Origin of the sequence: Bacillus litorisediminis, from assembly GCF_022808645.1 — a bacterium.
Lineage (GTDB): Bacteria > Bacillota > Bacilli > Bacillales > JC228 > Bacillus_BF > Bacillus_BF litorisediminis.
Genome location: NZ_JAKZKT010000003.1, coordinates 82,586 through 104,002 on the forward strand (window position 1 = coordinate 82,586; position 21,417 = coordinate 104,002).

Here is a 21,417-nt window from a genome sequence, read left to right on the forward strand (position 1 = left end):
GCAGGCTGTTTAGTTGTTTACCTGTTGAAAAAATGCCAAACCCTTTTCCATTTCAGCCCGGACTTCTGCATCTGTTTCATGCATCAATTGCGCTGCAATCGCCGTTTTCCCTTCATCGCTGCCAATTTTACCAAGTGCCCAGGCGGCTGTCCCGCGAATCACAGGGCGCGGATCCTCTTTCATTAACTGAATCAGGTCTGGGACTGCTGACTCTTCTTTATAATGAGCGAGTGCTATAATGGCATTCCGTTGAATCGGCTTTTTCCCTCTCCAGGATCCTGACACATGTCCATAGGTTTCTTTAAATTCTCGATTCGTCAAATGGAGAAGCGGCTGAAGCAACGGTTTGGCAATTTCCGGATCTGGTTCAAATTCTTCGTGCAGGTGAAAGTCCATCTTTTTATTTTTCGGACAGACTAACTGACAGGTATCACAGCCATATAGCCGATTGCCTAATTTCGAGCGGAACTCATCCGGCAAAAACCCTTTTGTTTGGGTTAAAAAGGCGATACACTTTTGCGCATTGAGCTGTCCGCCTTGGACTAGAGCTCCTGTTGGGCACGCGTCAACGCAAAGATTGCAGTCTCCGCAGCCTTCTTCGATTGGCTCATCTGGCTCAAACGGCAAATTCGTAATCATTTCGCCGAGATATACATATGATCCGAATTCAGGTGTAATAATCGCACAGTTTTTCCCGCTCCAGCCGATTCCTGCACGCTCCGCCACCGCGCGATCCACGAGTTCGCCGGTATCGACCATCGACTTGCATACAGCTTGAGGGACTCTTTCTTTAATATAAGCTTCTAGTTGGTTAAGTTTATCTCTTAGTACATCATGGTAATCTCTTCCCCAGGAAGCACGGGCAAACAATCCTCTTCGCGCGCCTTTTTTGCTTTGAGGAGCGTCCTTCATTTTAGATGGATACGCTAGCGCGATCGCAATGATGGATTTGGGTTTATCAAAAATCTTTTCAGGGTGTACCCGCTTTTCTATATCTTTCTCTTCAAATCCGGATTGGTACCCGAGCTCCTGCTGGCGGATCAGCCGATTTTTCATTTCGTCAAACGCTGAAGCAGAGGTAAAGCCGATTTTATCAATCCCGATTTCTTTACTGTAGACAATGATGTCTTTTTTCAATTGGTCGTAGTTCATGTCAGAATCCTCCTTTCTATATAGAGTCAGAAACTTTCATTTCATTTAAAATATGGTAAACTGCTTTAGTAGAGGAGGTAATCGTAATGGAAATTACACTTAGTCCTGTCTTAACCGATAAGATTGCAAATTTTAAAGTAGGTCTTCTCAGCTATCGCGAAATCACCGTTTCCGACTCTCCCCAAATGCTGCGAGGAAGATTACAGCTCTTTCAGGAATCATTATATTTTGATCTGCTCGAGACACAACTGGCCGAACAAAAAGGAATTCAGGAGTGGCGTTCCATATTTAAAACGGTTGGAAAAGATCCAAACCGCTATAGGCCTTCAAGCGAGGCACTACTCAGAAGAGTCCAAAAGCAGCAATATTTAGCAACGATTCATTCTGCTGTGGATCTCAATAACTTTCTTTCTCTACAATATCAAATCCCGATTGGCCTTTATGATGCTGATCATATCGAAGGTGATGTTTTGCTTCGTATCGGCCAGGATGACGAATCCTTTCTCGGACTCAACGGCCGTGAAAATCAAGCCGCGGACTTAATTGTTTCTGCAGACTCAGCTGGACCTTTTGGCAGTCCCTTTGTAGATTCTAAACGGACTTCTGTGACAACCGATACGAAAAATGCGCTGCATATTGTTTATTTATCTCCAAGTTTACCAGAAGAGTCCAGTCATAAACTAATCGAATCCGTTGGCAATATGTTTCAGCAGCTTCACGGAGGCGATTATCAGACCGCTCTTCTCACTGCGGATTTAAATCATGTTTCTTTTGACACATAGAAAAAACGCAATGCCCCGTTTTTCTATGTAAACGAAACACTGCGTTAGAAACTATGTATGGAGCGGGTGATGGGAATCGAACCCACGACAACAGCTTGGAAGGCTGTGGTTTTACCATTAAACTACACCCGCAAAATAGTGTGAAATTCCCGTTGTTTTGAGCACGAACGGTCATGCCTCTGCTTCTGCCAGTTGAATCAATGATGTAAATGCATCGAGGCAACTCGCAGCTTAATTCTAGAAGTGCAGCTCGTGGCTGTGGTTTTACCATTAAACTACACCCGCATTTTTCAATACCTTTATGCCCTTTTTTGGAGGACATTATTCATTATAATCATCATTTCTACACATTTCAACCCCTATGTTTAAAGTTCGACAATTTGAAACATTTTTTCACTCACACAAAAAAGCTTGGTTTCTACAAGCTTTTTTGTCTTTGATGTAAGATGTTGGGGTTGTGCTTCTAAAAAAGATGCGGGATGCTTCTTTTCAGTGAGCGACTCATCAAATGGCTATAACCAAAGAATCACTATATATACCTAAAACTTCTAAAGGCCAAGGTTTTTCTACGTTGTAGCCACCATGGTTTTTTGCCGCGAATAAAATTTTGTCTCATTTTTGGTGCGTTTTTTTGCGGTGTATCTCAAGAGATTTTTCCTATTTGGCTACTGGACTACATAGTTTTATCTAAATGATTACTTATTCTTCAACACCTCGGCAAGTTCATGCAAAGAATGGTACTGTTTAATTTGATAGTTCCGTCCATTTTTTTGCAAGTACCCTTTATCGCAAAATTGTGTAAGCACATGCAACAAGTGCCGGTAGGATACCCCAAGATAATCACAAACCGTAACGTGTTTCTCCTTATAAACTCCTTCGTCTGCCGTTTGCAAAATAAAATCCGCGAGACGGTTTTCAAGCGGAAAAGCAAGACTTTGTGAATATTTTGCTGCCATAAGTGTGGCCTTTACACTTAAAAACTTGGTTAATTCTCTTAGAAATTTCGCATCTTCTAACAATTGTTTGCGATAGTAATGAATCGGAAGAGCAAAACAAATGGTCTTCGTTGAGGCTTGAATCCCTTTTGTATAGTACACATCATTTAATAATTCCATTTCTCCAATATAGTCATTAGCATTGATAAAATTAATTAAGGATACCTTCCCATTTTGATGGGTGATATATATCTTTGCTTTTCCCTCGATAACATAAAATAGAAAATCCGGTCTCCTGCCTTCTTGAATAATCCAATCGTCACGCTGATATTCATGTACCTCCATAAACTCCTCAACTGGAAATGAAAATAAATGTGCAATAGAGTTTTTTTCCATATAGAGCCGCTTTTTCTCACCTTTATAAATTTCCATCATTCACCTCAAAAATATGAGATATCTCATATTATTTGTATATATTTCCATGATATCATGCAATCAATGAGGAGGATAGCAAAATGAACACACAACGTTGGATGAGTATACAATTTTTTAGTTTTTTTATGACGTGGGGCATTTTTCTACCTTATTGGTCCGGGTGGATGATTGATACGAAAGGAATTACCGTCTCACAAGCTAGTTTAATCATGAGTTTAGGATTGATTGCAAGAGGCCTTTCTACATTATTTGCCTTTCCTTATTTATCAGGGAGATTTAGCAGTAAAATGTTATTGAATGTGGCGGGAATTGGTACACTTGCTGCTATTCTTTGTTATATTCCGGCAAGTTCCTTTACTGGTTTACTAATAGTAACAATCATTTTACACCTATTTTACCCAACACTAATGCCTGCTTTAGATAGTGCTGCCGGTGTCCTTGTGCAAAGTAAACAATTAAAACATTATGGGAGAAGCCGTCAGTGGGGATCGATTGGATTTGTCTCAGTCGGCATGATTTTGACCCTTTTTACAGGAAAGTTTGGAGATGGAGTGATTTTTTGGGCACTGTTACTTGGAATAATGGGATTTGTGTGTCTTGGTTTTTTGCGTGCACCTGTTATTTTATCTGAAAAGCCGCAAGCAGACCCAACACAAAAAGGAGGTATGTTACATTTATTCCGAATCAAACACTTTAGTTTGGTACTCATTATTGTCATTCTACTTCAAGCCTCACATGCTACTTATTACAATTTTGGCTATATTTTTCTGCAAGAAATCCAAGCACCAATCTATCTGATTGGTTTCATTCTTAACATAGCCGTGATTGCAGAGATCATATTCTTCTACATCGCAGATAAAAGCTTTCATAAGTTTTCAGTAGGCACTTTACTGACATTGGCAGCAATTGGTGCATCTGTACGTTGGATAGCAGTGTTTGCCTATCCAAATGTGATTATTTTCTCTGTCGCACAGACTATGCATGCATTCTCATTTGCTATGGCGCATTATGCCTTTATGAAATACTTAATCAAAAATATTCCACATGTACACATACCAAAAGCACAAGGTATGTATTCTGCCCTGGCACTTAGCTGGAGCACTGCTGTTTTCACCATTTTCGGCGGCTATTTATACGAAATCGAGCCAAGATATGCTTTTATTGGAATGATTGTTTGTTCCCTTCCATCCATGCTGCTTGCGCTGGTATATCGAAGAATGGAACTTAGAAAGGAAGTTTTAGTTTCTATATAGTTTTTTTATTTAGAACTTCACACAGCTGAGGTAATCGATACCTTGCATCTTTCGGCGAGGTATGTTTTATTTTTTCTAACTTCTAAAACTTCTCGCCGCAAGATCATAAAACTGGCTTATCTTTTTAGATAAGCCTCTTTCTTTCGGTTGCATCTTATCATAAACCTCATTTAATTAGGATATGGTTCATCGTAACGCATCTATATCAGGTTTTACACATGATGCTGAGTTGACAGGAGCACTAATTCAATATTTTTGTGCAGGGGCTTGAGTTTTTTATTTATAATATTGCTGGCGCCATGTAAAGTCTTCACAAGCCCAGTGAGTCTTTTAGAAATGTTTCCAAATATTCTGCATTGGTTATTTTTTTATTGCATTCACTGCTATTGGCGCAAATGAGATTACCGACAGCCTTGTAATAATCCGGATTTTTGGATTTTTTCGCTTTTGTTACGGTGGAAAAATAGGAAACCTCACCAAAACTATTACAGAAGGAACAAAGATTTTTTTTGCTAGTCGGTGCAAATTCACATTCAATACCCACCATTTTTCCTTCAAGTTCATACACTATAAATTTTTTATTGGATCTTAGGTCGTTCCAGCTTAAATAGGTCAAATGGTTGAAGTCTATATCTGATAAATCAGGCAGCTTTAATTTTTTATGTTTCGGAAAAATTTTTTTCAGCTGCTGCTCGGTAATTCTGGGAAAGGGCAGCATATAGCCCGATAGATGCTGGATATATTCCTCATACTCTTTATCTGTTTTCAGTCTGGAAAGATCCAGCATTTCTTGTTGGTCCAATGATATATTGGGAAAGAGCTCCAAGATTTTAACATTGGCTAAGTCAATCACAGCAGCCAAAATATTTTGAGGTACATTCTTTTTGGTGCTGTCCTTAATTAAAGCAATCTGTTTTTTTATAAAATTTAATTGTTCATTTTTAATAAATTTTTCGGTCATCATTGTATATCTCCAATCTTTTGCTGCTGTTTTCTTGATACTTATTTTAAATCGTGCAGCGGACAGCTAAAATGGATAAAATGACTTAGAACCGTTTTTTACATAAGAACAGCACTGATGAAGGATTTTCACCAGTGCTGTTCGCCTACTTTTTATGTGAATAAACAATTTTCTTAATCGTTTCAGTTGAAAGGTAATATTCCTCAGCCAGTTGATGAATACTGCTGCCACTAATAAAAGAGTTTCTAATGGCGGCATTACGGCGGTCAAGCAGCCGTCTTCCTCCACTTGAAGTTCCCCATTTCTGATGCTTCGTTTCCTGCTTAGGAATATAAAGGGTTTCTCCCTGGACATACTTTTGGATTTCCTCGATTAGCTTTTCTGGTAACACTTTGTTTGCATTCACATATCTCAATTTTGCCCGCTCCTTATTTTGATTTTGAAAAAAATAAGGTGCAAAGCCAAAATATTAGAAAAGCTTGTTCGGCGATAAAATTAAATGTTTCGCCCCATGCAAAGTATCGCCTTTCCAATAATAGGCTTTGCATGAGTGGAAGAAGTACTGGACAATCTTATGTGATTCTCCAACTGTAAGCACCCCCTTTAATTTATCATTATAACGAAATTTTCCATTTTATTAAATCGCTTTAGCCTTGTGCATGTAAGAAAACTCATTCGTGTATTTTCAATTTACTCAAAAAACGAAACTATTTATGCTACTGCTTACAGCTATTCATCTTAAAAATAAAAGGAATGTTAAAAGACCAAATCATATTCGATTTGGTCTGATCTGATGGTATTTGACCTTTATCATCTTTCCTTAATTTTGATCAAGTGCCTGTTTTAAATCATCCCAAATGTCCTCCCACGCTTCTAGCCCAACTGAAAGCCTTAGAAGGGTATCTGTAATCCCCATTTTTTCTCTTTCTTTTTGCGGAACAACGGCATGAGTCATCGTAGCAGGATGCTGAATTAAGGTTTCTGCATCGCCGAGACTGACCGCGATTTTAATCAAACGACAGCGGTCCAGAAATGCCTGCGCATCTTCTTTTGTACCTTTTAGTTCAAAACTAATCATACCACCCGGTTTTCTCATCTGGCGTTTGGCTAGTTCGTATTGTGGAAACTCTTCATCTCCTGGGTAATAAACCTTGGTTACTTTCGGATGATTTTTAAGCAGCGGCGCAATTTTTTCTGCATTTTCACAGTGGCGGTCTAATCGGACGGCTAATGTTTTAAGTCCTCGTATCAGCAGCCAGGCATCCATCGGGCTGATGACCCCGCCGATATCTTTTAGCGTAGTTTTTGCAATTTCCTGCAGGTTTTTCTTTTTACCTGCTACCACACCTGCAATCACGTCACCATGTCCCCCAATATATTTGGTGGCACTATGTATGACATAGTCACACCCTATTTTGATTGGCTGCTGGAGATAAGGCGAGCAGAACGTATTATCTACAATAACCGGTATATGTTTTTCTTTTGCAACTTTAACCACCATTTCAAGATCCACCAGCTTCATTGTTGGATTAATTGGTGTTTCAATATATATACAGGCCGTATTATCGTGAATTGATTTTCTGACGGTTTCCTCGTTATCAAAGGTTATTAAATCATGTGAAATGTGATGTTTTTCTTTTAATAGCTGGAGGAGACCAAAAGTACACCCGTATATCCCTTCAGAACATAAAATGTGATCACCCGTTTTCGTTAAATAAAAAAGCGTTGCGGACACCGCCGCCATCCCCGACCCAAATGCAAGCGCCGCTTCCGCTTGCTCCAGGGCTGCAATTTTATCCTCTAACACTTTAACCGTCGGATTCCCTAACCTCGAATAAATGTATCCGTCACTTTCCCCCGCAAACCGAAGCTCCCCTTCTTCTGCCGTCGGAAAAGTGAAAGTTGATGTCTGATAAAGAGGCGGCACCAGGCTCCCCTGAAACTTCAAAGAATCGTATCCGCTGTGTATCGCCTGCGTTTCAAACCGCTTTTGCTGATCCATGCTTTTACCTCCATATGAAAATATCACTCTCTTTTTCTATGATATGATAAATGCCGGATAAATGAAAGCGGTTACAAAATAATTTGTGGCGAGCATCGGACAGTTTTAATTTGGCTGTCTATTGCAGGCGTTGTATTCCATTTTTTTACTGTTGCGCGATTTGACCGTATTCTTGCGCGCATTTTTCAATTCTTGCGCGATTGAACCCCATTCTTGCGCGTATTTTCAAATTCTTGCGCGAATAAAAGGATTTCGCATCGAATTTATAGAAGTATATGATTAATTAACTAATCAGAGGTGAAATATGATAGATAAAATTAGAGAAATCCCCATTCAATTGCAAAAAGATGATGCTTTACTTCGCTTGCTCCCCCATTATCACGAAAAATACCCCGAAATTTTGAGAAATACTCAAAAAGGCTGGGCTGGATACAATGGAGAAAAGGAATTAGACTATCATCTTACCTTTCTCAACGATTCTTTTACGGCCATCCCCAGTATACGAATCCCAATGAACGACAAATTTTTTCAAATGGATACTTTACTTCTTACACCCTATTTCAGCTTAATTATTGAATCCAAAAATATCTTTGGCACCCTTCACTTTGATTCGAAATCCAATCAGATGATTCGGATCTTCAATGATCAAGAGGAAGGATTCCCTAACCCTATTACACAGGCAAAAAGGCAGACAATTCAATTTAAACGCTGGTTAAATCAACATGTTAATAAGGAAATCCCTGTTTACTTTTTAGTTGCAATCGGTTCTCCCAAAACAATCGTTAAAGGGCCTTCCTCTATTTTTCAATCCGTACTTCACGCAGAACATTTCCCCGATAAAATTCATTCCCTTATCAAACAGCATTCAACCGAAGTCTTAACACCCTATCTGATTAAAAAGATCTCAAAACAGCTTATTCAACAACACACTCCCGCAGAATTCAACCCATTTTCCAAATATAACTTAACAAAGGCAGATTTGATCCAGGGTATAAAGTGTCCGAACTGCAAGCTGAGCCTGCTTGTCCGTGAGTATAAATATTGGCGATGCCGAAAGTGCTCCTTTTATTCTTCTGATGCACATAAGCAAAAAATGATAGATTATCTCACTATCTGCCGCTCTATCACGATTAATGAGTGTCAAACTTTACTCCAATTACCCTCCAGACATATGGCAAGACATATTCTTTTATCAGTAGGTTTAGTTCCCATTAACAAAGGCAAGGCCACCCAATACAAAAAACACCCTGCAGACTAAAATCCGCGGAGTGCTTTCCATAAAAAGACCTGTCTTCTTTCACTCACCTTCGCTTTACTAATTATTTTCTCCTGTTTTTAGCTGATAACAGCCGATCCATTTGACTGCTCCGTTCTTCAGCATCTTTCTTTATTACAGTTTTTGTCTTTTTCCCAGGCTTATTGATCGAGACAGGTTCAGGGCTCTCTCCAGCTATTCCTTCTCCACTTCCTGCGGATTCGGCAGCAGGTTTTGATTTCTTTTGCATTTGAACCGTTTCCCTAATTCGAACCTTACCCAATTTCAATGGTAGCTTTGGAATCGTGATTCCAAACCTCCGAATACTCACTTCTCCTAACAGTAAAAAGAAAGCCATTACCAGAAGCACTGATTGGATGCTTCTTTCTTCTGATATTTTCTTTTCCAAAGGTCTAAATACATCTTCCGCAGACTCTAATTTTTTTCCGCCTGTGACTGACACAAGATTCTCAAAAAAGCCGGCATTTGATTCTTGGATTAAATATTCATCCGAATACCGTACAGAGAAGCCTGTTTGAATGATGGGTTCATTCCCTTCTGCCGTCTGTTTATTGACTTGTAAAAAGTAGATTCCTTCTTTTCCGTTAAAGGTCACTTCATATTCACCGGGACGAATCGGGGTCATTCTAGCCTCTACTGCCTCGCCGTCATTCGCAGTAACGTTGGCTTCTAATGGATTAATGATAGCCTCATCTGTAGTCAGATGGACGGTGACCTTTTCGCCTTCCCTTGCCACATCCATCTGGAATGCATCTGATTCAAAAGGAGAAAATGTCCAATTCACAAGGTCCAGCCAATACTCCTGCCACTCTTCCCAATTTGGCCAATCCCCAGACCATTCTCCTGTTAAATCGGAAGTGAACGCGACTGAGCGGCCAATTCCATATTGCCAAACAGCGAGTACGGGATCATCCTTTTCACTTGTTAAGATGGTTTGTGCCTTACTTTTAGGAGTAACGGCAATATAGGCATTCATCTTCGGAAGGCCATTTTCAAATACTTCCTGAAGTCCATCAATCGCTAAAGATGTAACCGTCGGATAAAACGGGTCATCTTCAATGTATGTCCTTGTCGTCATCACCGTTTCCCGTGATAAAATAGTTGGAATAACGGAAGGATCCACTACATCATAAAATCGGCCGCTTCCCGCTTCTGCCAGGGATTCTAATAGAAATCGATCTGCTCCATCCCCAATTGCAACCGTGGATAATGTAATATTCTGATCAAGACCATCTTCTATTAAACGGTAGTAATCATTTGTCGTGGCAGATTGCCCGTCAGTTAATAAAATAATATGTTTCCGCTTCGCATCACTTTCCATAATTTGCTGATATGCCTCTTCCAGAGCCGGATAAATACTAGTACCGCCGCCGCCTGAGATGGTCCGGATTTTTTCCTCCGCTGCTTCTTTATCTTTGATCGGACCAGCTTTCACAATTTCCCAAGGCTGGTCATCGAAAGCAATCACTCCTAATGTGTCTTCCTCACGTAATAAAGATACCGTTCTTGCTGCTGCTTCCTTAGCTAATTCAAGCTTGTACCCCTGCATGCTCCCCGATCGATCCAATACAATCATAAGGCCAAGTGAGGGGATTTCTTTTTTCCCTTTTATGTCCATATCAACAGGCAAAAGCTTTTCAATTGGTGTATCAAAGTATCCTCCCAAGCCAAAGCTTTGATCCCCGCCTGTCATCATAAATCCTTTTCCGTAGTCCTTTACCGCGTGCTCGATTAACTCCATCTTTTGCTGGGAAACATCGGTAGCAGATACATTGCTAAAAATAATGGTTTCATATTCTAATAGTGAAGTTAAGGTCGAGGGGAGATGTCCCGCCTGTAAAACATCAACCGGTACATGAGCTGCTGATAAGGCCTTCTTCAGATTGGTCCCTTCACCTTCTTTACCCTCCACTAACAACACCTTGGGCGGTCCCTCTGTATATGATACAGCCGTTAGCCGATTGTTTTTTGCTACTTGATCATTCTCATAAAAAATTTGCGCTTCAAATTGTTTATAGCCTTCCGATTCGACGAGATAAGCAAACGTATATTCATTGATTCCTGTTTGGACATCCAGTGTATCATCTAAGATAACTTCATTGTTTACTAGAATTCTCACTCTGGCTTGCCCCTCAACAGAACTGTCAATTCTGAACGCAGCATTTGCCTGTTCCCCTTGAAACGTGAGCTCAGGAACGTTCAATTCGACAAGGCCCATATCTTGGTCTCTTTGCGATACGAATGGAACGACATCAATCTCATAGCCTTTCTTTCGTAAAAGAGAGGCTTCTTCTAATGCGTTTCCATCTGTCTCAAGTCCATCTGTTACTAATACAATCCTCCCGTTTTGCTGTTCCTGAAAAAGGCTGGAGGCAAGCCGCAACCCTTTTTCTAAATTCGTATTTTCTTGGGGTACTTTTGCAGTAAAACCGGAAAACGTTCCGAGATTAGTCATTGCATTTTCAACTGCTGCTTCTCCGCCGACTGTAACAACGGCAAAGGGATCTTCCTCGTCCTTTGTATGGATGGCGTCAGAAATAAATTGATTTATTTCATCAGTCTCATCACCCATGCTAAAGGATTGATCGACCACAAACACGACCGATTCTTTTTCAAAAGTCCATACAATCAATGGATTACAAAGCGCAAATATTAAGCAAATAAAAAGAAAAGACCTAAGACTGCTAATTAATTTTCGGTTCTTTAAGTCTATGTTTTTTGCTTTGGTCCAAAATAAATAAATTAAAAAACCTGCAGGCAGCAAAAGTAACAGATAGTAGGGAGATTCAAGCACGAGTTCCACGTCGATACACCTCCCATTCAATAACGAGCAATATAAAGACGGATAGAATCAGCCAATGATTAAAGGTCCATAAAAAGGACATTTCCCTCTCTTCTAAATGCTCTTCTCCCAACACAAATGATTTTTCTGCTGTAATATCGGTTTCGTTTTCATCGACTTCAACAGATACATAGTATTGATTTTCTCCGTTGTATAACGTATAGAAACCAGGTTGAGCTGGAGCATTAAAAACCGTTTCTTCAGGATTAAAATTACCGACAATCTCCTCTTGTTCATTTAAGATGTGGAATTCTCCCTCGAGTGAAATAATCTTTTCTTCATTCGGTCTAAAAGTGCCGATAAACAAGTTATCGTCCTGCAAATCTTTTAATGCTTCAAAAAGAAAGATAGGAAAGCTTGAATGAAGGGGCCAGTCTGTTTTTGAAATATCAAAATTAATAACAATGACCGGCTTTCCATTCCATATACCTGAATAAAATAAAGGAACGTCCCCGCTTTGTGCTAGAGAAGTCAAGCCATTTAACGAAAGCTTCTGTGCTTCTTCAATATAAACGTCAGCAAGGTCCACATATTTTAATAAGGTAGCATGTTCTTTCTTTTCAATCGGTGACTGTATTTTTAATACCGGATGCTCATCACGATTCATATTCGGATTTATGACTAATAATGGTGTATGTGGCCATTGCTCAGGAGATAGTCCCTCAACCACATGAATGGATTCTTCATCTCCCTGTTCCAATGTTTCCTTCATGATCGGTTCATAGCCCATCACGTCCAGTGCCTGGTAGACATATGGATGAATGTCAGGATTCACAATAACTTGAGGTGTTTGGGCTGTATATAAATAAGCTGTTTTTTGATTATCATACACAAAGGGATCTTCTGTTAAAATAATAGCTTGATAAACTTCAGCAATGGGAAGTTGATCAATTGAGATAAAGGCAGGGGAATCTTGTGCAACCTCGACCGTAGATTCATAAACTGTTTCGTCCGTTACCTTGATTTGAAACGTTATAGATTGCTTCTCATCATTTGTCGATGTTACTTTTGCAACCCCTTGTACTCGATCCTCATTCAAAGAAACGCCAAAAGAAGATAACGATACATTCCATTCGTTTTCCCCAATATTATGGACATAAATAGGACCAGACCAATCAGTCGGTAAATCCTCTTTTTTTACTCGATCAGAAAAAACATGAATAACGGAGGGCTCTTCACTGTCCATTAGAGCAGTTGCCAAAGATAAGCTTTGGGACATATTAGCTTGTTCAAATGAGAGGGCCATCTCATTAATCGCATTAACTGCTTCCTGAGTATTCGATTGGATGACGACTTCGGGTTCGTTCTTAGCTTCGATCACCGTCACATCAGAACCATATTGCTGTCGTAAAATCTCGTTTATCTGTTCCTTGGCCACATCAAACCTAGTTTGCATCTCCCCATCTGAACTATCTTCATAAGCTGCCATTGAGGCTGAAGTGTCCATAATAACAACGGTTTGAAGACCTGAAGCACCCTTAGTTAGGACGTATGGGTCTGCTAGAGACAAAATAAGAAAAAGTAAGGCTAATAATTGCAGCCAAAACAACAAATTATGCTGAAGCTTTTGATACCATTTGGTTGCTTCCCATTCCTTGCGTACTTGTCTCCATAAAAAGGTTTGTGATATCGTTTTTTCTTTATATTGCTTCCTAAAAAAATAAAGCAGTAAAAAGCCGCCTACTAAAATAGAAAGCGAAAAAAACCAGGGAGCTAAAAAGCCCATACTTTTTCACCTCAATAAATCCATCCTGTTTGCTTTAATTGCTGAAAGATGATTTCTTCAATCGAGCTGTTGGCAGATATAAGTGTATAGTGAATCCCTTTTCTCTGGCAGATCAATTGAATTGATTTCAAATGTTCGTGCAGGCGATGTTCATATTCTTTCAGGACTCTGTTTTGCATACTCACTTCAACGACCGAAAGATCTTCAATATCGACTAGTTTCCAATCCCCTGTATAATCAGGAGATAATTCCTCTGGTTCAAGGACCTGGATATAATAGAGCTGTGAATGTCCAAGCTGTAATCTCTTCAGTGATTTTTCAATCTCCTCCGGCTGTTCGAGTCCATCCGTAATCACGATGGTGACATCGGTTTGCGGAATGACCATTGCTTGCAGATATTCTGAGAAAAGAAGAGAATCCTGGACCGGAGCTAATGTTTGCAGTTCCATGAGAAATCTAGGAACATGGTAACTTCCCTTTTTGAAAAACATCGCTTTTGATTGTTCCGTACCGAGTTGAACTGACACCCGGTCCCCAGCGTGTAAAGACAATACCGATATCGCACCTGCTATCTGTTTCGCCTTGAGCCACTTATTTTCGAAGACGGACATGGATTTGGACTGATCTAAAATAATCGTTAAAGTTAATTCACGTTCCTCTAAAAACCGCTTAATATACAATTTTTCAGTCCGAGCATATACATTCCAATCGATTTGTCGTACATCGTCTCCTGCTTCATACGTTCGGTAATCGGAAAATTCTTGTGACTGGCCAATTTGGCTAGATTTCCGCACCCCTGTATGCATGCTTTTTAACTTTTGAGGACTTTGCCATTTTAACTTTTTTAAACGGCTAACTGTATGTGGCTGTATGATGGCTTCCATTTCGATCACCCTGCTTTAACATGTTCCACACAATGCCCGACGATTGTATCCGTTGATATGCCGGATGCCTCTCCTTCAAAGCTTAGATGGATACGATGTCTGAGAGCTGGAAGGGATACTCGCTTTAAATCTCCGATGGATACATGATATCTTCCATGATAAAGAGCCCGTGCACGTGCTAATTGGAGGATACTTTGCATCCCGCGAGGGCCAGCACCATAGCGAACATTTTCTTTTACAATTTGGGGTGAATCTGGAGCTTGTGGTGAAGTATTCATGATTATATGAGAAGCAAAATCTAGCATTTCGTCAGATATTAACACTTGTCCGACTAGCTTTTGAATGTCAATGAGCTGTTCGCGGTCCATAACCTTTTCTAAAGATATACGCTGAACGGACAGTGTCCTTTTGGCGATTTCTTTCAATTCCTGTTGTGTAGGTGACGGAACATGAATCTTACATAAAAAACGATCCAGCTGTGCCTCAGGAAGAGGATATGTACCTTCTAAATCTAATGGATTCTGAGTGGCCAATACGAAAAAAGGCGATGGCAGCTTTTTTGTTTCCCCCATGATCGTAACGGTTTTTTCCCCCATCGCTTCAAGCAAAGCACTCTGTGTTTTAGGAGTGGCACGATTTATTTCATCTGCCAGAACAAAATTCGAGAACACAGGTCCTTCGTGAAATTGAAAGCGTTGGTTCCCCTCTGAGTCTTTTTGCAGAATCATAGTCCCTGTAATATCTGATGGCATTAGGTCAGGAGTGAATTGAATTCGTGAAAACTGAAGCTGTAAGACTTCTGAAAGAGACTTAACGAGCATCGTCTTTCCTAAGCCGGGAAGACCCTCAAGCAGGGCATGTCCTTGCGCAAGGATTGTCCAAAACACTTCCTCTAATGTTTCTTCTTGACCTACTATAAATGAAGAAACCGCTTTTTTAGCTGTCTGTATAGCTGTTACGGCTTCTGTAAATGAAGCTTCCATTTGTTCAATACTCAATCCTAAACTCCCCCTTTTATATGATCAAAGGGAGGATGTAATGAATAAACCTCCCTTTGCAGCAATGGTTTATGGCTGACTCCAATTTGTAAAATACTGCTTGACGATGGCCTCTAAATCTGTCGGCAAATCTGTACGTTCCATGCTTTCCCGGTACGTCGTTTCGTAATGCCCTTTAATGGCTGTATAATTTGAAAGATTTCCTTTTAAAATGATGCCATTTTCTGTTTCAATGATCTCTGCTTCACCTTCTCCAAGCTTATAGAAATCACGTTCGATCTTTTCGTCCGAAAGAATACGATTCGGTACTGTTAACAGTTCTCGACTTCCCGTACCTAATCCTGCTCCATTTCCGAAGCCGGAGCCGCTGCCAGTGCCTGTTCCGGAACCGCTTCCTGAGCCGGAGCCTGAACCAGATCCTGAACCTGATCCAGATCCTGATCCAGATCCTGATCCAGATCCTGAACCTGATCCAGATCCTGATCCAGATCCTGATCCAGATCCAGAACCTGATCCTGATACTGATACTGAACCAGATCCTGAACCAGAACCTGAACCAGATCCCGAATTATTGCCGGAGCCGGAACCCGAACCCGAATGATTGCCAGTTTGAGAACCGCTTCCTGAACCAGATGAAACTGAATTTTGATTGGTATTCCCTTGACTGGAGGAACTCCCTGCCGTGCCAGTTCCACCTGCTGTATTCCCTGTCAGAGAAGAAGCCAATGAGATCCCAGGGTTAATACCCAGCTGAGAAAGCTGATCCAAGAAATCTTGATTAAAGTCAGCAGCTAATTCACTTAATTGTTCGTTTTCTTCTAAGCTATTCGCCTGTTTCATTAAATTTTCTAGAGCCTTTTGTAATTCCTCTTCATTCAAAGATGAAATACCCTGATTGGAAGCTATATCTTTAACTTTATTTTTTTCTTCCTCTGTTAATTTGTTCAGCGCCTCTTTGACTTTTTGAATATCTTTTTCGTTTAAAGCTTGATTTAATTCTGAGAAACTTTGATTCTTTAAAGATTGCTGCAGGTTTTCCAGCTGCTTATCAGCATGTAAAGATTCTTGTTTTTTTAATGAAAGCTGCGTTTGTTTCTCTATTAATTTTTTTACTGCGGTTTCAATAGATTGACTTTTTTCTAATTCTTTTTTCAAGTCATTCCATAGTTTTTTTTCTTCCTGTTCGTTTGCCGATTCTTCTTTTTTCTCAATTTTGTCTATTTGTTCCTTTACAAGCTCCTCTTCTTCCCTCTCTGCACCGGCTGTCTTCATCTGAGTGCTTGGAAAAAGAAAAGAAGTGACAGCGAGTAGAGTCGCAAAAAAGAATACAAGCAAAACTCTTCCATTTACCCATTTCTGTTTTGTATGAAGGGCAGCATCCATTTGGTTTTTTAATCCGTTAACGGTTTCCTTTAATTGCAGATGAACAACTGGACTCTCGTGATGTAAAAAGGATAGAGCAACCGTTACACGGTCCTCCCCAACAAATTGATCTAATCTATTTGCAGCGTGTTTTGTTGTGGGCCTTTTAGGAAAGGTAACCACGAACCATGCCACGAACATTAAGACTAAGCCAATAATTAACCATCTTTCCCAATAAAGAATAGGAAGGAATCGAACGAAGACGGCATAGATCAGCCCAAATAATGAAGCTAACATCAAAAAACGCTGGACTTCTTGCAGATAATAAAGAAGGGTTAGTTTGCGTTTCATTTTCTGAAGAAAATACTGAAATAAACGTCTCGTTGAATCCATTTTTCATCCCCTCTTACTTGTTCATTTTTGGCCGAAGCTTATAAATACTCAAGGCTAATGAAGTCACAATCAAAACGAGATATGAACCTACATAGGATAAGGTTAATGGAAAATCAACTCCTTGACTGTTCATTCGATAACTTATGGCTTGCGTTTCAAATGTCTCAAACATATTAATGACTGGATTTAACATAGCAAAAAAGAAAGGAAAAATGGTTTGGGATGCCTGCGGCCGGTAAATCAATTCTTGAAAAAGAAGAAAAAGAACCCCAGTTCCTGCTACTAAAAATAAAGCAACACTATAGGTAACAACCATTGCAACAATCGTTTTTCGAATAATGGTTGAAAACAGGATGCCTAATGAACCAATAGTTGCCATACATAATGCATACTGACCGAAAACCTCAAGTATGATTTGCGGAGATACCCCGCCATAAAGAAAGACAAAGCTATAAAGCGGTAAAGTCGCAATTACTAATAAAAACAGGAAACATAAAGATGATAAAAGCTTACTTAACACAATGGACGTCGAACTTTGGGTAGTTGTTAATAGCATATTAAGTGTTTGTTTCTCCCGTTCACTGCTGATAACTCCAGCCGTTAAGCCAGGTGTTACAAAGACAATCAATCCTAACTGGACAAAGGATAATGCCATAAACATTTCCCTGCTTTGATTCGACCGGAACGCATATGGATTTCCTCCATTTGTCGTCATATAAATAAATGCAATAACCAAAAATCCAATCGCTGCTAAATAAAATAACAGTGACCAAATCGATTTGATAGAGCGAAATCGTAATTTGAATTCTTTATTTAATACCGGGTTTAAAAAAAATGATTTCATCCAAGTTCCACATCCTTAGTAATTTCCATAAAGACATCTTCAAGATTTGTTTCAACATCATAAAAGCTAATGATCTCAATCCCATTTTGAAGCGCTTTTTGGAGCAATTGGAACTGATCATCATCTACCCCGCTGTAACGGAAGGTGAGACGGTTTTCTTGAGTTGAGTCATGCGTAACTTGGAGGACATGACTTTCGTCCTCAAAAAACCGGATCGCTTTTTCCACCTCATTTTTTACTTTAACAACAATTTCACGCTCCGTTTTTAATTCTTGTTGAATGGAAGCTACATCTCCATGGGCGACAAGCTTCCCGTTATGCAAAACACCAATTGTGTCACACATTTCAGCCAGCTCTGGCAAAATGTGTGAAGAAATAAGAATGGTCTTACCCATTGAGCGCAGCTCTTTTAGAATTTCTCTCATTTCTACTCGTGCCCGCGGGTCTAATCCGGAAGCTGGTTCATCCAAGATTAATACATCCGGATCATGAATTAAGCATCGTGCTAAACATAAGCGTTGCTTCATTCCTCGAGACAGTACGTCTACATAGGAGTCTCTTTTATGGGTGAGATTCACTAACTCTAGCAGTTTCGGGATTAACTTCATTCTGTCCACATACGGAATTCCATAGCTAGCTCCAAAAAAATGCAAATACTCCTCCGCTTTTAGCTGATCATACACACCAAAGAAATCTGGCATGTAACCAATGAGTTTTCTAATTTCTTTCGGTTTTTCTTTTACGTTTATTCCTTGTATATAAGCATCTCCAGACGTAGGAGCGAGTAATGTCGCTAAAATGGAGAAAGTGGTTGACTTGCCTGCACCGTTTTGTCCGACAAACCCAAAAACATTCCCTTCATCAATAGAAAGGTCTAAGGAATCTAATGCTGTAAAGGTTCCATATTTCTTGGTTAGCCCCCTTATTTCAATCATGGCTGAATCTCTCCTTTCAGACTAATTCGCGGGAATTGAATTCTTGGGTCTTGCTGTCCTTTCACAAATTTAAAAATTAATTGGCCTTGTTCATCTAAATAATCATGTATATCCTCGGTAAAGGAAAGCTGTTGTTCGCTTTCTTCAATCTTTTTATATTCCTTAAGTTTAACATTATAAAGATACGTTTCTGTGGCTGGACTAGTATAGAAACGGATTCCCAATTCTGTAAAGTTTGGCGTTTGCTCCATTAGTTTTGGAGGTACTTGTAAGGTATATTGATATTGACCCGGTTCAACAAAAATTTCATTCTCGTTTTGTTCAAAAATTCCTCCAAGCGAATCAATCGATTTAAACTCCGGGATCATTTCTTTTTGTGTTAATTCAATGGAGCCGCTGTATACGGTTTCGATTGAAATCGGCTGAATAAATAAATTGGTTGCATTCCTTTTACTACCTTGCCCAAGTCCGACAACAACAAATGGTCTATCAGAATAACCGAGTAAAATCGGCTGGTTTTCAAGTTTGGGAATGACCGTGTTGGTGGAAAAATTATATAAAACATCCCTTTGAATTTCTTTTATATCACGGTTCGGCTGATAGGGATATCCGACATGTATCGCACCTCTCTGATAGAAATTAGGACCAGTCAGTACAGTGTTTCCAATCTTTTTATCAATGGAAATTGATTCACCTGCTTCGATCTTGCCGATGTCAACCGTTTCTGAACCTGTTATCAGCTTTAAATCTTCAATAGGAACATTCAAATGATTAGTTACGGTCCCTACTAACCTTTCATTTTCATATTTTAATTCAGCAGCTAATGACCCTATATTTTCTTTAATCATAGATCCAAGCATAGTACGGGTTGACCAAAACTCAACGGAAGGAAAATGAATTTCTTTTTTCGGAGTATTTAGTTGTACAAAAGCTCCCTGCAGATCTGTGCTGTTAAACTCATGAGATTCTCTCATAACTGGGACAGGCCGAAAACCAGGATCTGAGAAAGATAAAGAAAAAGCACCTTGTTTATTGCTCATTAGCGCTACAGAAGTGTATCCCACAGCATTTTCCTGTCCATCGAGCACATAAATACCCGCTTCATTAACCGTAGGCTTGCCAATTCGATCCCATGCACCCATTGAAAATATGGCTGCAGAAGCTGCCAACGAAATAACAGGGATGACCCACCAAGTATGTTCACGTTTATCACGTTTTTTCAGAAGAAAATACAAACCTGGAATAAAGACGAAGACATAAATCCCGAATAATAAAGCAATAAATCCAACGGAATAATGATTGTTTTCCACATACTCCGCTGCTTCTCCAAACTCATAGTAAAGTCTTTCAACAAAATTGGGTCCATATTGATTATTCATAAAATTCGTTGTACGAGACATCAAATTAGCAGTTATAAATTCATCAAAATTAGGATGCTGCGTTATCTCTGAGTGATCAATAGGAAAGGCTGTTTGAAATAGATGACCCATTACGACTTGATTTTTCGCTAATATCGTTATATTTTGATCCTTTACAACCGCTTCGCTGTCTTCAGCGATGTCTCCACTGTAAAGGGTGATATTTTGTAAGGATGGCTGTTCATCCCGGATAAAAGTGACAGCCTCCAACTCAATTGCGTCGGAATTTTGAAATGGAACATACTCTTTTAAAACTCCTAAATGAGATACTTGCTCCGTTTGATTACTTAATAAAACGTTCCCGCCAGTCTTTATATACTGAATAAGCGCCTCTTGCTGTTTTTCGTTCCATTCATCAATATGGGCATCATCCAAAACCACTAAATCTATCATTGAAAGACTGTAATAGTCCTCGGGAAAATCTTTCTCTTCCATATCAAAAACGAATGGACTAATTGGACTATTGGAAACAGTCTTATAAGGGTTAACCATATCCGGATTACTGGTTACAACGGAAATAACAGACTGATCCGCTTGCAGCAATCGCGGCCGAAAGTTTTGATCTCCTGCAAAATCAACTTCTTTTCCATCTTCTGCTTTCCCTTCAAATAACTGAATGGTAGCCTGCTGATTATTCGATAAGAAAGCTTCTTCAACCCCAGGATGCGTCACGGTTATCGTTTTAGTCGAATTGGCTGGCAAATTTACGGGAATTAGCAGACTTCCGCCGCTATTATAAGATGGTTGAAACAATACGGAGATCTCCCCTACAAAATCATCTCCATTATTCACAATCTCAACGGTTAACGGGAATGGCATCCCCATTTTCACCATTCCGTCAACACCTGCTTGTACATCCAATTGAATTTGTTGATTTGCCCATGTTTTTTGGGCAGGAAAAATTGTTAATAAGATTAATAGTATGGCAAAGCTGCTAATAATCCTCCGAAGCATTTTCTCTTCCCCCTAAGCAAACAAAACTTTTCTCTATTTTCATCCTACCTAAATTAGACGTGAAAAAACAGGAAAAGTTCCCAGTATTATGTAAAATAAACGTACAAAAGCCAGACAATTCCTACAGATTGAAAGAAAAATTTATTAGAAAACCGGGTAAAGGGCTTCCATTTTTTTACTGTTGCGCGATTCAACGCCATTCTTGCGCGTATTTTTCAATTCTTGCGCGATTGCTCCCTATTCTTGCGCGTATTTTTCAATTCTC

General features: G+C 39.6%; 16 protein-coding genes and 1 tRNA gene. 3 read left to right on the forward strand and 14 right to left on the reverse strand.

Annotated elements, in window-relative coordinates; all coding sequences use genetic code 11:
- Window positions 1-9 precede the first annotated feature (9 nt).
- The gene (gene queG / locus MLE14_RS02310; RefSeq protein ID WP_243296664.1) at window positions 10-1,152 is read right to left on the reverse strand and encodes a tRNA epoxyqueuosine(34) reductase QueG; all 1,143 of its coding nucleotides are present in this window, start codon (window positions 1,150-1,152) and stop codon (window positions 10-12) included.
- Window positions 1,153-1,238: 86 nt separating this feature from the next.
- On the opposite strand from queG, the gene MLE14_RS02315 reads away from it, so the two are divergent.
- A complete protein-coding gene (locus MLE14_RS02315) occupies window positions 1,239-1,934 on the forward strand; it encodes a B3/B4 domain-containing protein (RefSeq protein WP_243296665.1) in 696 nt (231 codons plus the stop codon).
- A 58-nt stretch (window positions 1,935-1,992) separates the two neighbouring features.
- On the opposite strand, the gene MLE14_RS02320 is transcribed toward MLE14_RS02315, so the two are convergent.
- Together MLE14_RS02320 and yeiL are read right to left on the reverse strand one after the other, a co-directional pair.
- Window positions 1,993-2,066, reverse strand: a tRNA-Gly gene (locus tag MLE14_RS02320).
- Window positions 2,067-2,629: 563 nt separating this feature from the next.
- Window positions 2,630-3,301, reverse strand: a complete 672-nt coding sequence (gene yeiL, locus MLE14_RS02325; RefSeq protein WP_243296666.1) for a transcriptional regulator YeiL — start codon at window positions 3,299-3,301, stop codon at window positions 2,630-2,632.
- An 83-nt stretch (window positions 3,302-3,384) separates the two neighbouring features.
- Here yeiL and MLE14_RS02330 point away from each other — a divergent pair, with 83 nt between their 5' ends.
- Entirely contained in the window at window positions 3,385-4,557 is a 1,173-nt protein-coding gene (locus MLE14_RS02330; RefSeq protein WP_243296667.1) for an MFS transporter, read from the forward strand.
- Between the two features lie 310 nt (window positions 4,558-4,867).
- Here the strand turns inward: MLE14_RS02330 and MLE14_RS02335 are convergent, their stop codons facing one another.
- From MLE14_RS02335 to megL, 3 genes are all read right to left on the reverse strand, one after another.
- Window positions 4,868-5,518, reverse strand: a complete 651-nt coding sequence (locus MLE14_RS02335; RefSeq protein ID WP_243296668.1) for a FusB/FusC family EF-G-binding protein — start codon at window positions 5,516-5,518, stop codon at window positions 4,868-4,870.
- Window positions 5,519-5,663: 145 nt separating this feature from the next.
- Window positions 5,664-5,933, reverse strand: a complete 270-nt coding sequence (locus MLE14_RS02340) for a CD3324 family protein (RefSeq protein ID WP_243296669.1) — start codon at window positions 5,931-5,933, stop codon at window positions 5,664-5,666.
- Window positions 5,934-6,338: 405 nt separating this feature from the next.
- Window positions 6,339-7,520 carry a methionine gamma-lyase gene (gene megL, locus MLE14_RS02345; RefSeq protein WP_243296670.1) on the reverse strand — a complete coding sequence of 394 codons (1,182 nt, stop codon included), beginning with the start codon at window positions 7,518-7,520 and terminating at the stop codon, window positions 6,339-6,341.
- A gap of 304 nt (window positions 7,521-7,824) precedes the next feature.
- Between megL and MLE14_RS02350 the strand changes: the two genes are divergently transcribed.
- On the forward strand, window positions 7,825-8,778 hold the full coding sequence (locus MLE14_RS02350) for a nuclease-related domain-containing protein (RefSeq protein WP_243296671.1): 954 nt from the start codon (window positions 7,825-7,827) through the stop codon (window positions 8,776-8,778).
- 61 nt (window positions 8,779-8,839) lie between these two features.
- Here the strand turns inward: MLE14_RS02350 and MLE14_RS02355 are convergent, their stop codons facing one another.
- The 8 genes from MLE14_RS02355 to MLE14_RS02390 all read right to left on the reverse strand — a co-directional run bounded on the left by MLE14_RS02355 (window position 8,840) and on the right by MLE14_RS02390 (window position 21,152).
- Window positions 8,840-11,599: a VWA domain-containing protein gene (locus MLE14_RS02355; protein WP_243296672.1), complete on the reverse strand. Its 2,760-nt coding sequence runs from the start codon at window positions 11,597-11,599 to the stop codon at window positions 8,840-8,842.
- Window positions 11,583-13,364 carry a vWA domain-containing protein gene (locus MLE14_RS02360; protein ID WP_243296673.1) on the reverse strand — a complete coding sequence of 594 codons (1,782 nt, stop codon included), beginning with the start codon at window positions 13,362-13,364 and terminating at the stop codon, window positions 11,583-11,585. The genes MLE14_RS02355 and MLE14_RS02360 overlap by 17 nt, the downstream gene beginning before the upstream one ends.
- A gap of 11 nt (window positions 13,365-13,375) precedes the next feature.
- Complete coding sequence (locus tag MLE14_RS02365) at window positions 13,376-14,248, reverse strand: DUF58 domain-containing protein (protein ID WP_243296674.1); 873 nt, start codon at window positions 14,246-14,248, stop codon at window positions 13,376-13,378.
- Window positions 14,249-14,253: 5 nt separating this feature from the next.
- Window positions 14,254-15,231: an AAA family ATPase gene (locus MLE14_RS02370; RefSeq protein ID WP_243296742.1), complete on the reverse strand. Its 978-nt coding sequence runs from the start codon at window positions 15,229-15,231 to the stop codon at window positions 14,254-14,256.
- Window positions 15,232-15,315: 84 nt separating this feature from the next.
- Entirely contained in the window at window positions 15,316-17,001 is a 1,686-nt protein-coding gene (locus MLE14_RS02375; RefSeq protein WP_243296675.1) for a hypothetical protein, read from the reverse strand.
- A 13-nt stretch (window positions 17,002-17,014) separates the two neighbouring features.
- Window positions 17,015-17,845, reverse strand: coding sequence for an ABC transporter permease (locus MLE14_RS02380; protein WP_243296676.1), 831 nt, complete (start codon window positions 17,843-17,845; stop codon window positions 17,015-17,017).
- The gene (locus MLE14_RS02385; protein ID WP_243296677.1) at window positions 17,842-18,780 is read right to left on the reverse strand and encodes an ABC transporter ATP-binding protein; all 939 of its coding nucleotides are present in this window, start codon (window positions 18,778-18,780) and stop codon (window positions 17,842-17,844) included. Before MLE14_RS02385 ends, MLE14_RS02380 begins: the two co-directional genes overlap by 4 nt.
- On the reverse strand, window positions 18,777-21,152 hold the full coding sequence (locus tag MLE14_RS02390; protein ID WP_243296678.1) for a hypothetical protein: 2,376 nt from the start codon (window positions 21,150-21,152) through the stop codon (window positions 18,777-18,779). Before MLE14_RS02390 ends, MLE14_RS02385 begins: the two co-directional genes overlap by 4 nt.
- Window positions 21,153-21,417 lie beyond the last annotated feature (265 nt).

Excerpts from the sequence above, each read along its gene's own strand:
- queG (WP_243296664.1), bottom strand. The coding sequence starts at position 1,152 with ATGAACTACGACCAATTGAAAAAAGACATCATTGTCTACAGTAAAGAA.
- MLE14_RS02315 (WP_243296665.1), top strand. The coding sequence starts at position 1,239 with ATGGAAATTACACTTAGTCCTGTCTTAACCGATAAGATTGCAAATTTT.
- yeiL (WP_243296666.1), bottom strand. The coding sequence starts at position 3,301 with ATGGAAATTTATAAAGGTGAGAAAAAGCGGCTCTATATGGAAAAAAAC.
- MLE14_RS02330 (WP_243296667.1), top strand. The coding sequence starts at position 3,385 with ATGAACACACAACGTTGGATGAGTATACAATTTTTTAGTTTTTTTATG.
- MLE14_RS02335 (WP_243296668.1), bottom strand. The coding sequence starts at position 5,518 with ATGACCGAAAAATTTATTAAAAATGAACAATTAAATTTTATAAAAAAA.
- megL (WP_243296670.1), bottom strand. The coding sequence starts at position 7,520 with ATGGATCAGCAAAAGCGGTTTGAAACGCAGGCGATACACAGCGGATAC.
- MLE14_RS02350 (WP_243296671.1), top strand. The coding sequence starts at position 7,825 with ATGATAGATAAAATTAGAGAAATCCCCATTCAATTGCAAAAAGATGAT.
- MLE14_RS02360 (WP_243296673.1), bottom strand. The coding sequence starts at position 13,364 with ATGGGCTTTTTAGCTCCCTGGTTTTTTTCGCTTTCTATTTTAGTAGGC.
- MLE14_RS02365 (WP_243296674.1), bottom strand. The coding sequence starts at position 14,248 with ATGGAAGCCATCATACAGCCACATACAGTTAGCCGTTTAAAAAAGTTA.
- MLE14_RS02370 (WP_243296742.1), bottom strand. The coding sequence starts at position 15,231 with ATGGAAGCTTCATTTACAGAAGCCGTAACAGCTATACAGACAGCTAAA.
- MLE14_RS02375 (WP_243296675.1), bottom strand. The coding sequence starts at position 17,001 with ATGGATTCAACGAGACGTTTATTTCAGTATTTTCTTCAGAAAATGAAA.
- MLE14_RS02380 (WP_243296676.1), bottom strand. The coding sequence starts at position 17,845 with ATGAAATCATTTTTTTTAAACCCGGTATTAAATAAAGAATTCAAATTA.
- MLE14_RS02385 (WP_243296677.1), bottom strand. The coding sequence starts at position 18,780 with ATGATTGAAATAAGGGGGCTAACCAAGAAATATGGAACCTTTACAGCA.
- MLE14_RS02390 (WP_243296678.1), bottom strand. The coding sequence starts at position 21,152 with ATGCTTCGGAGGATTATTAGCAGCTTTGCCATACTATTAATCTTATTA.